This window comes from Curtobacterium sp. PhB142 (assembly GCF_004341255.1).
Lineage (GTDB): Bacteria > Actinomycetota > Actinomycetes > Actinomycetales > Microbacteriaceae > Curtobacterium.
Genome location: NZ_SLUT01000012.1, coordinates 1 through 12,534, shown reverse-complemented (window position 1 = coordinate 12,534; position 12,534 = coordinate 1). Strand labels below are relative to the sequence as shown.

Sequence of the window (12,534 nt, the reverse complement as noted above, 5' to 3'; positions counted from 1 at the left end):
GCCAGCGTTAGCGAGTGCGGACCGTCAGGCGGTCAAGCGTGAACGCGCCGTCCTGCACGAACACGCCGACGCGGCCGGCAGGGCTGTCGTAGAGGCGTGTGCTCAGCGCGACGGCCCCGTCGATGACAGCGACACAGATGTCCCCGTCCAGGTGCACCTCGATGTGGTGCTTGCCGGGGGCGAGCTCTACCGAGCGCTCGAGCTCGACGGCGTGCGGCACATCGCCGAGGATTTGCCACTGCTCGGTGCCAGTCGTGCCACGTGGCCACCGGTCCAACACGAGCCGGTTCCGGTCAGGTTCGAGGCGGAGCGCGTAGCCCTCTTCCCCGTCGTCGCTGGTGCGCAGGAGCAAACCCAGCGAGCGGGTGTCTGCTTCCAGGGTGAGGTCCACAGCCACGAGCGCTTCCTCTGGTAGCTCCGGGCCAACCCAGGATGCGTATCGGGTGGTTGCGCCAGCGCCGACGGTTGCCTCCGCACCGTTGGTCGGTTCAAGCTCCGCGGTGACGTCGACCTCGTTCGGGTACGCAGCCTTCACCCCGTCAGGTAGGTCGAACCGCAACGACCCGTCGGCACGCTGGTGGGCCTGCAACGTCGCCATGGTGCCCGCCCACTGCCACGGGCCGCCATCGCGTTCGTCTTCCTTCGACGCGATCCACCCGACGAAGTACCGCTGATCGCCAAGGGCAACTGTCTTTGCTGCGTAGAAGGCGCGGCCGTCGACTGTGTCATCAGCGGGCGCGAGCCATGGGCCGTCTGGTGACTTCGCGATACGGTATCGGGTGCAAAAGGCGTCGGAGAACTCCGAGTACACCAGGTACCACCAGTCGCCCCACTGGAACACGTCCGGGCACTCTTGCGTGATGAAGCGGTGCGGCTCCCAGATCGGCTCGGCGTCCCGCCAAGTGACGAGGTCATCGGATTCGAGGCGTGCAACGAGGCCGGAGCGCCGGTACGGCTCGCCGAGTCGCCGCGTGGCGAGGAGCATCTGCCAGGGCCGGTCGGCCGCCGGGCGGAAGACGAAGGGGTCTCGCCAGTCTTCGGGGGAGTAGCCAGCGAGCGCCGGGAAGTTCCAGTCGGGGTGCTTGACCCAGTCGGTCAGGTCGCCGGACGACGTCGCGTGCGCGATGACCTGCGCGTCCTTGCCGCCGCCATCGGATCCGGTCTTGATGTGGGGGTTGTGCCCTGTGTAGAACAAATGCAGCGTTCCCTCTTCATCGCGGACGACGCTGCCGGTGTAGCAGTCGAAGTCGCTCGCGTCGGGGCCGCCGGAGGGCAGTATGACGCCCTCGTTGGTGAAGGTGACGAAGTCGGTTGTGGTGACGGCCGCCCAGGGCATCCCCGTTGTTCGTTCGAGCGGCGGAGCGTCCGGTCGTTCGTCGAGGAGGTAGAACAGCCACGCGGTTCCGTCGTGTTCGAACGGGATGACGTCGCCGACGTAGCCATTCGGGGGTTGGAAGTGGGTGCTGGGCGGGGGAGTCACTTAGGTTCCTTCGGGTCGTGGGGCCGCGAGCGAGCTGCGGGAGACGTATTCGCAGGGCACGAGGTGTCGGCCGGGCTGTTCCGCCTCCGCCAGGAGCAGCGTTCCGGCTTCGAAGCCCATCTGCTGGTGCGGGAGTGCGACGGTGGTGAGCGGTGGATGCATCTGGTCGGCGAGGTCGGGCTGGTCGTCGAATCCGACGATGCTGATGTCCTCCGGGCAGCGCATTCCCAGCGCCTGGGCCGCCATCAGCGCACCGACCGCCATTCGGTCGTTGCCGCAGATGATCGCCGTCGGACGGGTGGCAGCGTCGTCGAGGACCTCCACCGCGAGGTCGTAGCCGGATCCCACCTGGAAGGTGCCGAACGTGATGCTGATCTGCGTCGAGGGAATGCCCGAATCGGCGGTGGCACGTTCGAGTCCACGCTTGCGCTCCTGACAGGCGTAGTCGTCCGCAGGGCCGCCGAGGAAGGCGACATTGGTGTGGCCGGCTGCGAAAACGGCGGCGGCGACGTCGTACCCGCCCTGGTATTCGTCAGCGAGTACGGTCACCGCGGGCGTATCCCCGGGCGGGAAGCAGTTAACGAAGACTGTCGGGACCGTGTCCAGTCCGTCGACAGGGGTGACGTACTCGGGCCCAGGCGCTGCGTAGATCAAGCCGGCGACGCCCTGCTGTACGAGGTTCTCAACGGCGGCCTTGCCGCCGTCGGTGGTTTGCGCGGTCTCGACTACGAAGCAGACGTACCCGGCCTCCTGCACGGCCTGCTGCACGCCGAGCACGATGTGACCGGCGTAGGGCTGGGAGACAAGCCGGTCGGCGATCACACCAACTGTGTAGGACCGATTCGATCGCAGCGACTGCGCCGCCCGGTTGGGCTGGAAGTTCAGCTCCTTCGCGGCCTCGAGGACACGAGTGCGCGTCTCAGCAGCGATTGAAACGTCCCGGCGATCGTTAAGGACGAACGACACCGTCGGCTGGGACACGCCAGCGTGGCGCGCGACGTCCTTCATGGTGACGCGCTGTGACTGCGTTGTGCGCTTGCGGTTCGCCATTGAGCCTCCTCCGTTGCCATCATCATGCCAGAAGCAAATACGTATTGCGTCCGCTCTGCATGCTGTGTACGCTCGCCATGCAAATACGTATTGGCCCCGACCTAGCGGGGTCACTATCGCTCAGAGAGGAGCGACCCATGGCGAACGGATTCAGCACCCCGATCGACCGGCGCACGCTGTTCAAGTTCGGTGGCGCAGGCCTCGCGCTGGCCGGTATCGGATCGCTGGCTGCTTGCTCAACCACCGGCGGCGGAGGCAGCACCTCCGGCACGGTGAAGATGCTCTACTTCGGTGAGCAGAGCGCAGCGACGGCCCTGCAGAAAGCCATCGAGCCGAAGATCAAGCAGCTCGACAAGAAGGCGAGCCTGCAGGTCACGGCGATTAACGGGACCGACTGGAACGACTTCCTCGCGAAGGTCCTCACGCAGATCGCCTCGGGTGACGTGCCAGACATCGTCAGCGTGGCAACCGAGGGGCAGCAGCTGCTGGCGTCGAAGAACCTCCTCACCCCGCTCGACGACTACGTCACGAAGAACCTCTCGGACCTGCACACCTACTTCACCGGGGCCCACCCGGCGCTGCTCGAGTCGACGATGTACCAGGGGCACCTCTACACGCTGCCCGACAGCTTCAACGCGGGCAGCATGTTCTACTCCACCGACCTGTTCGACAAGGCCGGCCTGTCCCGCCCGACGAGCAAGTGGTCGATGGACGACTTCCACTCCTCGGCTGAGAGCATCGCAAAGGTCGGCGGCGGCACCTACGCCTTCGACTGGGTCGTTCGCCTCTGGGGCAGCTGGACCTCGTTCCTCTACGCCAACGACGGGAACCTGCTCGAGGAGGGCAAGTACTCCGGCGGCGACTGGCTGTGGAACAGCAAGGCCTTCTCCGACAACCCGATCGGTGTCTCCGGACGCAAGGGCGGCTGGAAGTGGGGCGACCCCACGGCGAACTCGGATGCCGCCATCGAGGCGCTGCAGTACGTCATCGACCTGCAGAAGTCCGGTGCGTCCCCGTCGCCCGACGTTGGCGGTGGCGCCACGCTGCAGGGTCTGATGGCATCCGGACGGATCGGTATGACCATCGGTGGCGGCTTCTGGGCCGGTGGCCTCCACAACGCCGGGATGAAGAACGGCAGCTTCGATGTCGTCGAGTTCCCCACGTGGAAGAGCAACAAGTCGCTCTTCGGCGCCGGCGGCTACGGCATCTTCAACTCTTCCAAGAACAAGGAACTCGCGTTCGAGGTCATCAAGGTCATGGTGCAGCCGGAGAGTTTCGACGCCCTTTGGCCCGGCAACGTCACTACACCGGCACAGAAGTCGCTGATGACCGCCGAGCGGTACAAGACAACCGGGCCGGAGCACTGGTCGGTGTTCTACGACCAGCTCGACAACTCGGTGCCGATCTCCGCACCGCCGTACTACAACGCCCTCGCCACGGCTCTGAACCAGCGCACCACCCAGGCGATTTCCTCTGGGAACGCCAAGAAGGCGCTCGACGGCCTCCAGGCAGACATCGAGAAGGCAGCGTCGCAGGCTTCGTGATGACAGCAGCAACAGAAACACCAATCCGGCGGGCTGCCAAGGTCGCAGCCCGCCGGCCGGCGGCCAAGCGCGCCCGCCGACGTGAGTCCACGTTCGGGTTCCTGATGATCGGGCTCGCGGTGCTCTTTGTCGCCGTGTTCACCCTCATCCCCATCCTCGCCTCCCTCGGGCTCTCGTTCACGTCATGGGACGTCATCAGCAGCCCGAAGTTCGTGGGACTGGACAATTACAAGCGGCTCTTCACCGACGGGCCGGTCCTGGCATCGTTCGGTGTGACTGTCGCCCTCGCGATCGCCATCGTCGTGCTGCAGATCTCGCTCGGCCTGCTCCTGGCGGTGTTGGCGAACAACCGGAAGCGCAACGCCACGCGTGTGTTCTTCCGGACGTCGTTCTACCTGCCCCTGCTGGCGTCGACGGCGGCCGTGTCGATCTTCATGGGCTACATCTTCGACACCAAGTTCGGCCTCATCAACTACTACCTGAACGAGATCGGACTCCCCGGGGCGCACTGGTTGAACGATCCCTTCTGGGCGAAGGTCACGGTCGTGATGGTGGTGGTCTGGCAGCAGGTCGGCTTCACCTTCGTGCTCTTCGTCGCCGCACTGCTCGCGGTGCCCGTCGACGTGCAGGAAGCTGCAGCGATCGACGGTGCCGGCCCCTGGCGGACCCTGTTCCGGATCAAGATCCCGCTCATCAGCCCCACGATCCTGTTCGCGACCGTGATCGCGATGATCAACGCGATGCAGCTGTTCGACCAGCCGTTCATCATGACCAAGGGCGGCCCCGGCACCGCGACGACGACCGCGACGATCTCCATGTACCAGGCCGGCTTCCAGAACCTGCAGTTCGGGTTTGCCTCGGCCATCGCGATCCTGCTGCTGGTCATCATCGGCATCATCACCGGGATCCAGTTCATCGCCGCACGAAAGCTGGTGTTCTACCAATGACGACCACTGACACCCTCAACCCGTTGCACGCCCCGGAAACCGTCGCGCAGCCGGCCGTAAGCCACATCGTTCGGCGCCGCAAGCCCGTCGCCAAGGTGGGAAGCATCCTTGGGATGATCATCCTGATCATCGCCGCCGTGTTCGCCCTTGGGCCACTGCTCTGGACGCTGACCACCTCGCTGCGCACCCCGGCGGAGTCGTTCCAGAACCCGCCGCAGTGGATCCCGCTCTCGTGGGACTTCGGCAACTACGCGGCGGTGTTCAACCAGATCCCGATCGGGCAGTTCTTCGTCAACAGCGTTCTCGTGACGTTGCTCATCGTCGTCGGACAGACCATCACCTGCACCTTGTCCGGGTATGCGTTCGCGATGATCAGCTTCCCCGGGAAGAACACCATCTTCGGCATCTTCCTCGCCACGATGATGGTGCCGATCCAGACGATCATCATCCCCGTGTTCGTCATCCTGAAGGACTTGGGGCTGACCGGTTCCATCGCGTCCCTGATCGTCCCCGCGCTCGGCAGCGCGTTCGGGACGTTCCTCATGCGCCAGTACTTCATGCAGATGCCCAAGGAGCTCGGGGAGGCGGCCCGCATCGACGGCGCGAGCCAGTTCGGGGTGTTCTGGCACGTGTACTCGCGGATGGCCAGCCCGGCGATCGCGACGCTGGCGATTCTCAACTTCTCCGGCTTCTGGGCCGAGTACTACCGGCCGCTGATCTTCCTCAACCAGCAGGACACCTTCACCCTGCCGCTCGGGCTTGTCGGCCTGCAGGGGAACCTCGGCACCGGATCGATCTCAGTCGTCCTCGCAGGCGTCGTGCTGACCATGATTCCGAGCGTGCTGCTGTTCATCTTCGCGCAGCGGTACTTCATCGAAGGCGTCACCGCGGGGTCGTCCCGATGACCGACCTCCACGCCCTGCCACCAGCACCCCAGGAAGCCGCACCCGCCGTGACCGCAACAGACCACCTCCTTCCGCAGTTCCACGTCCGACTCCCTCGTGGGTACGTCAACGATCCGAACGGCCCCATCGACATCGGCGGGCAGGCGCACCTGTACTTCCAGTCCCGGCCGCGGGTGGACCTCGAGATCCCCGTCGAGTGGGGCCACGCCACCAGCGACGACCTCGTGCACTGGACGCTCCACCGGCCGGCGATCGTCCCCGTCCCCGGTGGCGCCGACTCCGGCGGCGCATGGTCTGGTAACACGGTCCTGCACAACGGCACCGTCCGCGCCTACTACTCCGGCAAAGTCGATCACAGTCCGTTCCAGTCGGTCCTCCTCGCGGAATCCACCGACGGTGGGATAACGTTCGGCCCTCCCGTGCAGGTCGTCGCCGACCCGTCTGCTGACGAGGCGATCACCATGTTCCGCGACCCATTCGTCTGGCAAACGGATGACGGATGGTCGATGGCGGTCGGCGCGGCGGCCAGGAATCACACCGCGTCTGTCCGCCACTACCGATCCGTCGACGGCATCAGCTGGAGCCACGCGGGCGATCTGGTGTCGATGGCACGCGACACGGTCAACGGCATCGATACCGGCGAAGGGTGGGAGTGCCCACAGATTCTCACCGTCGACGGCATCGACATCGCGATCGTGGCGTCCTGGTCCCACGCCGCCGGCCCGGGCGAGGTGGTCGCCATCCCGCTGGCCGTGTCTCCTTCGCCGTTCAAAGTCGATGAAGGGCAGCACTTCTACGCAGCTTCCGTGATGCGGACCAGCTCGTGGGGGCCGGTGCTCTTCGGATGGGTCACCGAAGGCCGAACCGAGCAGTGGACCGAGCAAGCAGGCTGGTCCGGCGCGATCTCTCTACCGCGCCGGGCGTGGATCACGAACGGTCGGCTCGGCACCGAACCCCACCCCGCAATCGACGCCCTTCGCGTCGGCAGCTCGCAGGCTGCAAACGGTGCTCGCATCGGCGCGCAAGCCGAAATCGTGCTGCCCGTCGCCATCACTGGCTGCATCCGGCTGCGCTTCTCCGATGCCGAATACCTCGACATCACGGTCGACGTCGATGCAGACACCCTCACCGTCGACCGGGCGCACGCCAGCACGGATTACCGCGCTGACCCGAGCCCCGCGGTGATTCGTGCTCCCTTCGACCGGACCGCGGACCGACCCGCAGTCCGAGTGCTGCTAGACGGTTCGGTTCTCGAACTGTTCACCAGCGCAGGACGTTCCGTCACCACGCGCGTCTACCCGACGCAGGCGCCGCCGTGGAGCGTGGAAGCCCCAAACCAGGCGCTGGCGTGGCATCTCAAGCCGAGCGTCACAACTGTTTCAGCTCCCGCCGCCGACGCCACGGCTGGATCCGCCTCGATCTAGCGGAGCGGCGCCGACAGGTTCGCCGACACCACCTCGTTCCCAATCATCGAAGGAGATGACTGTGCATCGAATCACCGTTGCGGGAGAAGCCCTCGTCGACATCGTCCACGACGACGCCACACGGGAGATCCCCGGCGGGAGCCCCGCGAACGTCGCTCTCGGGCTCGGACGGCTCGGCGCGCCGGTCGAGTTCGCCACGTGGCTCGGGAACGACGCTCGCGGCAACCAGGTCGCAGATCACCTCGAGGCGTCAGGGGTCGAGCTGGTGCCAGGCGTCTTCGGTGCCACGAAAACCTCCGCGGCGACAGTCCTGCTTGCTCCGGACGGTCAGCCTACCTACGAGTTCGGCATCGAATGGGACCTGCCGCACCTGCAGGACACGCCTCGATGGCTGCACATCGGATCGATCGGCGCATTCCTGCAGCCCGGAGCGGGCAAAGTGCGAGAGCTCGTTCGACGCACCGCAACCGCCGGTGGCATTGTCTCGTTCGATCCGAACATCCGACCCGCGCTCCTCGGAGATGCGGTAGCAGAACGGGTTCGGTTCGAGCAGCTCGCTGCGGACACCACTGTGCTGAAACTCTCCGACGAGGACGCCGCCTGGCTCTACCCAGGCGACAGCGCCGACGTCGTCCTCGACCGGCTCCTCGAGCTCGGCGTCACGCTGGCCGCCATCACCACCGGTGCCGCCGGCGCAACGCTCACCACCGCACGAGAGCGGATCGCCGTGCCCAGCGAACGCGTCGACGTCGTCGACACGGTCGGGGCCGGCGACACGTATATGGCCACCCTCATCTGGCAACTCCAGGACACCACCATCACGCTCGACGCCCTGGACTCCAGCACTCTGACAAGACTCGGGCAGGTCAGCGCCACCGCCGCGGCGATCACCGTGAGCCGTCGTGGTGCGGACCTACCAACCGCTGATAACGTGCTCGCAGCGCGGGGAGCGCCCACCAGATGAGCGCCCCGTCCATTTCCGGAGGGACGACGCGGCATGAGCGCCCCGCCGCCGGAACGATGTCACTCGGCCGGCACCTCAACGAGCTCCGAAAGCGGCTCTTCCGCGCGGTGCTCGCCATCGCAGTCTGCGCGGTCATCGGCTGGTTCCTCACACCGTTCGTGCTCGATCAACTCCGCGCACCCGTCACCGAGCTCGCAAACGCCGGCGGCGGTCACACCGCGGAACTGAACTTCCCCGCGATCAGCGGCGCCTTCGACCTGCGCCTCCAAATCACGATCACCATCGCGGTCGTCATCGCCAGCCCCGTCTGGCTGTACCAAGTCTGGGCGTTCGTCGTTCCTGCCCTGGTGCGGAAGGAAAAGCTCTACGCCGTCGGGTTCCTCGGATCCGCGATTCCCCTGTTCCTCGGCGGATGCTGGTTCGGCTGGTACGTCCTGCCGCACATCGTGCAGATCCTCGGCAGCTTCGTCGCCCACCAGGACACCTCGATCGTCGACGCGAAGGCGTACTACGACTTCGCCGTGAAGCTCGTCCTCGCCGTCGGTATCGCGTTCGTCCTGCCGGTGTTCCTGGTCCTGCTCAACTTCGTCGGGGTCCTCACCGCGAAAGCGATCCTCGGCGCATGGCGCATCGCCGTGCTGTGCATCCTCATCTTCACTGCACTCGTCACACCGTCCGCTGACATCGCGTCGATGTTCTTGCTCGCCATCCCGATGGGCGTGCTCTACCTCGCAGCGTGCGCGGTCGCCTGGCTACACGACCGCCGTCTCGCCCGGCGCCTCTCGACGGCTTCCTCAACCACCACCCCGTGACGTAGCGTCCGCTGCGCCGCCTGCACACGAAGGACTCATCATGCTCGGCAACCTCACCGGCATCCACCTGCTCATCATCCTCGGCATCGTCGTACTCCTCTTCGGCGCCACCAAGCTGCCCGCCCTGGCAAAGGGGCTGGGACAGTCGCTCAACATCTTCCGCAGCGAGATCCACGCCGGCGACAACAAGAAGAGCGCAGACCCGGCCAGCACCCCGGTCACACACGACGGCACCGTGCCGTCCCACGAGTGAGTTGCTCCCTGGCGGGCTGACGAAAGGAAAGCACCGTGGACCTCGAGAAGCTGCTCGTCATCGCCGCCATCGCAGGGTTATGTCTGGGACCGGCTCGGCTAGCTGCCCACACCAAGCAGCTCACCGCTCTCTTGCGTCAACTCCGGGGATGGGCTGACACGACTAAAGCGCAGATCGAAGAGCAGACCGGGGTCGACATCGACTGGTCCGAACTCGATCCGCGCCGCTACGACCCGCGCCGCATCATCCGCGACGCTCTCACGCAACCCCAGACACCACACGAACCGGCCGTCCAACCAACGGCGCTCACCCACACCGCAGGACCAACCAACCCTCGAACCGGAGTCAACGATGACCTCTGAAATTCACCGCCGAGCCCTCTTCCAGGGCGCCGGAATCGGCGCCCTGGCGCTGTTCGCCACCGCGGCACCCGCTGAGGCCGCCCAGGCCGCCACCGCCGGATCCGCTTCAACGTCAGCCACCGCAGCGACATCATTCCGCGCGAAGTACCACATGACCCCGCCGGCTGGATGGCTGTCCGACCCGCAGCGCCCGGTGTTCACCCGGGGCGCCTACCAGCTCTACTACCTGCACTCCGATGTCGACAACGGGGACGGTGGGTGGGACCACGTCTCCACCACCGACGGCATCAACTTCACCTTCCAGGGCACCGTCATCCCCCTGCAGACCAACCTGCCCACCTGGACCGGCTGCACCCTGATCGACACGAACAACACCGCCGGCTACGGCGCCGGCGCCGTCATCGCGCTAGCCACCCGCCCCACTGGAGGCGTTCGGAAGTATCAGGAGCAGTACCTCTTCTACTCCACCGACGGCGGCTTCACCTTCACCGCCCGACCGACCCCCGTCATCGTCAACACCGACGGACGCGCCGCAACCACCGACGCGCAGATCTCCAACGCCGAGTGGTTCCGCGACCCCAAGGTGGCCTGGGACGACGCCCGCAACGAATGGGTCTGCGTCATCGGCCGGCAGCGCTACGCCGCGTTCTACACATCGAAGAACCTCATCGACTGGACGCTGCAGCACAACTTCGACTACCCCGACCACAACCTCGGCGGCATCGAATGCCCCGACCTCTTCCAGATCACAGCAAATGACGGCACCAAACACTGGGTCCTCGCCGGCAGCATGGACGCCTACAACGAGGGGCTGCCCTGCACGTACGCGTACTGGACCGGCTCCTGGAACGGCACCACGTACACGGCGGATAACCTCACCCCGCAATGGCTCGACTGGGGGTGGGACTGGTACGCTGCAGTCACCTGGCCTGCCAACGAAGCGCCGACAACAAAGCGGTACGGCCTCGGCTGGATGAACAACTGGAAGTACGCGAACCGGCAGGTACCCACCGACGCATCCGATGGGTACAACGGCCAGAACTCGATCGTCCGCGAGATCACGCTGCAGAAGCAGACCGATGGTCGCTACACCCTCCTCAGTGCACCGATCGCGGCGCTCAAGGGCACCGCGAAGCGGACCGTGCCGATCGCGAACCAGACCGTGAACGGTTCGGTGGTGTTGCCCTACAACGGCCGCGCGTACGAGATCGAGCTCGACGTCACGTGGACCAGTGCCACCAACGTCGGAGTCTCGGTCGGACGTTCGACGGACGGGGCGCGGCACACCAACATCGGTAAGTACGGGAGCGACCTGTACGTCGACCGCGCGCCGTCCGACCGTGCAGGATTCGCGTTGGCGCCCTACACGCGGGCTGCAGCGCCCATCGATCCGGCCGCCCGCGCCGTGCATCTCCGCATCCTCGTCGACACGCAAAGCGTCGAGGTGTTCGTCAACGCCGGCTACACGGTCCTGTCCAACCAGGTGAACTTCGACGCCGGCGACACAGGTATCTCGCTGTACTCCGACGGCGGTCCCGCCACCTTCTCTAACATCACCATCCGCGAATACGGAAGCTAGCACGCGCAGGGCGAAAGGCAGCAGCTGCCTTTCGCCCTGCGGCGGCTTCTGCGCTGCCCGCCAGCCGGTCGCCTTCCGGTGCACGTTCGGCGGCATCAACCGCGACAACTTGCCCCTGTCCTGCTTGACCCGGGGAATCCCGTGTAGGTGTCCCGCGAAACTGCCCGGTGAGGGTGCGACAAACGCAGCACGTCGTCCGCCTCGTAAAACTATAGTTTTCCGAGATGCAGCCGTGAGACACATTGCCATGTCGGTGACATCAGCATCCAAGCGGGTGCCGCTTGTCTCGGAATGTCGTCTCGGCCTGGCTGGTGGCTCGTTGCGTTGTCTTGACGGTTTGTGGGACGCAGCGCGTGGCAGAGGGCTTGGGGGAGCTGTTGGCGAGCCCGTGGTGTCGCCCTTTCCGCGGGAGCAGTGAGGGTCCCTGAGGGGATCGCTACGCGGTCATGCTTTCCCAGAAGATGAGTTCGCTGCGGCCCGCTTCACTAAGGGGGATGCCAGCAAACCGTGCCGGCTGCGGCGGCCGTCCTCGGGGACGCTTTCACGATCCGTGACCGTGGTTGGTGGGCTGGGTCTACGGTCGGTTCATGTCGACGTCGTCGGACGAGCTTGCAGCGGTGGGGATCGATGTTGGCGTGCAGAAGCCGGCGGTGGCTCGGGCGTTGGTCTGTATCGGGTCGCGGTATCGGGGGCGGCTGACAGCGCCGGAGATCGCGGTGGCGAGCGGCTACAGCAAACGGGGCCTGCAGGAAGCGTTCCAGCGGGATTTGGGGATGCCGCCCTCCCTCGTAGTCCGGGTGCTGCGGTTGCATCGGGCACGACTGATGATCCTCGCGAACCCGTATCAGCCGGTCGGAACGGCTGCGGCGGCGAGTGGGATTGCGCACTTCGGCCGGTTCTCCGCCTACTACCGGGCCCAGTACGGTGAGGCACCGTCCGAGACCGCACACGCCGCCCGCGCCTAACTGCCGGTATGACGGCTCCAGCGAGTGCCCTGGAGTTGGGGCTGCCGGGGCAGATGCGCAGACCAGTGTCGTGTCGAGTCCGGTGCGAGAGAACGACCTTTCCCCCTGTTTTGGGGATGGATCCGCGTGGTGAGGGCTGTTTGACTCTGTTCATGAGCAGGTTCGGGTATCTGCTCCGCAGCTGAAACCGCGTTTGCGTGGTGTCGCTCCGGGATGTCTGGCCGCCTTCGGGTGGCGGCCAGACCTGCC

General features: G+C 65.8%; 12 protein-coding genes. 10 read left to right on the top strand and 2 right to left on the bottom strand.

Going from position 1 to position 12,534, the window contains the following annotated elements; genetic code table 11:
• Positions 1 to 7: 7 nt before the first annotated feature.
• Positions 8 to 1,480, bottom strand: coding sequence for a glycoside hydrolase family 32 protein (locus tag EDF31_RS18045; RefSeq protein WP_131847232.1), 1,473 nt, complete (start codon positions 1,478 to 1,480; stop codon positions 8 to 10).
• The gene (locus EDF31_RS18040) at positions 1,481 to 2,530 is read right to left on the bottom strand and encodes a LacI family DNA-binding transcriptional regulator (protein ID WP_131847230.1); all 1,050 of its coding nucleotides are present in this window, start codon (positions 2,528 to 2,530) and stop codon (positions 1,481 to 1,483) included.
• 137 nt (positions 2,531 to 2,667) lie between these two features.
• Here EDF31_RS18040 and EDF31_RS18035 point away from each other — a divergent pair, with 137 nt between their 5' ends.
• The 10 genes from EDF31_RS18035 (at position 2,668) to EDF31_RS17990 (ending at position 12,285) form a co-directional block, all read left to right on the top strand.
• A complete protein-coding gene (locus tag EDF31_RS18035; RefSeq protein WP_131847228.1) occupies positions 2,668 to 4,074 on the top strand; it encodes a sugar ABC transporter substrate-binding protein in 1,407 nt (468 codons plus the stop codon).
• On the top strand, positions 4,074 to 5,021 hold the full coding sequence (locus tag EDF31_RS18030) for a sugar ABC transporter permease (RefSeq protein ID WP_131847226.1): 948 nt from the start codon (positions 4,074 to 4,076) through the stop codon (positions 5,019 to 5,021). The genes EDF31_RS18035 and EDF31_RS18030 overlap by 1 nt, the downstream gene beginning before the upstream one ends.
• Before the next feature lie 113 nt (positions 5,022 to 5,134).
• Positions 5,135 to 5,926: a carbohydrate ABC transporter permease gene (locus EDF31_RS18025; protein ID WP_243650141.1), complete on the top strand. Its 792-nt coding sequence runs from the start codon at positions 5,135 to 5,137 to the stop codon at positions 5,924 to 5,926.
• Positions 5,923 to 7,350 (top strand): glycoside hydrolase family 32 protein, encoded by a 1,428-nt coding sequence (locus tag EDF31_RS18020; protein ID WP_131847222.1) that lies wholly within the window; start codon positions 5,923 to 5,925, stop codon positions 7,348 to 7,350. The genes EDF31_RS18025 and EDF31_RS18020 overlap by 4 nt, the downstream gene beginning before the upstream one ends.
• 61 nt (positions 7,351 to 7,411) lie before the next feature.
• A complete protein-coding gene (locus EDF31_RS18015) occupies positions 7,412 to 8,314 on the top strand; it encodes a carbohydrate kinase (RefSeq protein ID WP_243650139.1) in 903 nt (300 codons plus the stop codon).
• Between the two features lie 56 nt (positions 8,315 to 8,370).
• Positions 8,371 to 9,126: a twin-arginine translocase subunit TatC gene (gene tatC / locus EDF31_RS18010; protein WP_131847218.1), complete on the top strand. Its 756-nt coding sequence runs from the start codon at positions 8,371 to 8,373 to the stop codon at positions 9,124 to 9,126.
• A gap of 40 nt (positions 9,127 to 9,166) precedes the next feature.
• Complete coding sequence (locus tag EDF31_RS18005; RefSeq protein ID WP_131847216.1) at positions 9,167 to 9,379, top strand: twin-arginine translocase TatA/TatE family subunit; 213 nt, start codon at positions 9,167 to 9,169, stop codon at positions 9,377 to 9,379.
• 35 nt (positions 9,380 to 9,414) lie between these two features.
• A complete protein-coding gene (locus EDF31_RS18000; protein ID WP_131847214.1) occupies positions 9,415 to 9,741 on the top strand; it encodes a hypothetical protein in 327 nt (108 codons plus the stop codon).
• A complete protein-coding gene (locus EDF31_RS17995) occupies positions 9,731 to 11,320 on the top strand; it encodes a glycoside hydrolase family 32 protein (protein WP_131847211.1) in 1,590 nt (529 codons plus the stop codon). Before EDF31_RS18000 ends, EDF31_RS17995 begins: the two co-directional genes overlap by 11 nt.
• Before the next feature lie 587 nt (positions 11,321 to 11,907).
• Positions 11,908 to 12,285 carry a helix-turn-helix domain-containing protein gene (locus EDF31_RS17990; RefSeq protein ID WP_131847209.1) on the top strand — a complete coding sequence of 126 codons (378 nt, stop codon included), beginning with the start codon at positions 11,908 to 11,910 and terminating at the stop codon, positions 12,283 to 12,285.
• Positions 12,286 to 12,534 lie beyond the last annotated feature (249 nt).

Excerpts from the sequence above, each read along its gene's own strand:
- EDF31_RS18040 (WP_131847230.1), bottom strand. The coding sequence starts at position 2,530 with ATGGCGAACCGCAAGCGCACAACGCAGTCACAGCGCGTCACCATGAAG.
- EDF31_RS18035 (WP_131847228.1), top strand. The coding sequence starts at position 2,668 with ATGGCGAACGGATTCAGCACCCCGATCGACCGGCGCACGCTGTTCAAG.
- EDF31_RS18030 (WP_131847226.1), top strand. The coding sequence starts at position 4,074 with ATGACAGCAGCAACAGAAACACCAATCCGGCGGGCTGCCAAGGTCGCA.
- EDF31_RS18025 (WP_243650141.1), top strand. The coding sequence starts at position 5,135 with ATGATCATCCTGATCATCGCCGCCGTGTTCGCCCTTGGGCCACTGCTC.
- EDF31_RS18020 (WP_131847222.1), top strand. The coding sequence starts at position 5,923 with ATGACCGACCTCCACGCCCTGCCACCAGCACCCCAGGAAGCCGCACCC.
- tatC (WP_131847218.1), top strand. The coding sequence starts at position 8,371 with ATGTCACTCGGCCGGCACCTCAACGAGCTCCGAAAGCGGCTCTTCCGC.
- EDF31_RS18005 (WP_131847216.1), top strand. The coding sequence starts at position 9,167 with ATGCTCGGCAACCTCACCGGCATCCACCTGCTCATCATCCTCGGCATC.
- EDF31_RS17995 (WP_131847211.1), top strand. The coding sequence starts at position 9,731 with ATGACCTCTGAAATTCACCGCCGAGCCCTCTTCCAGGGCGCCGGAATC.
- EDF31_RS17990 (WP_131847209.1), top strand. The coding sequence starts at position 11,908 with ATGTCGACGTCGTCGGACGAGCTTGCAGCGGTGGGGATCGATGTTGGC.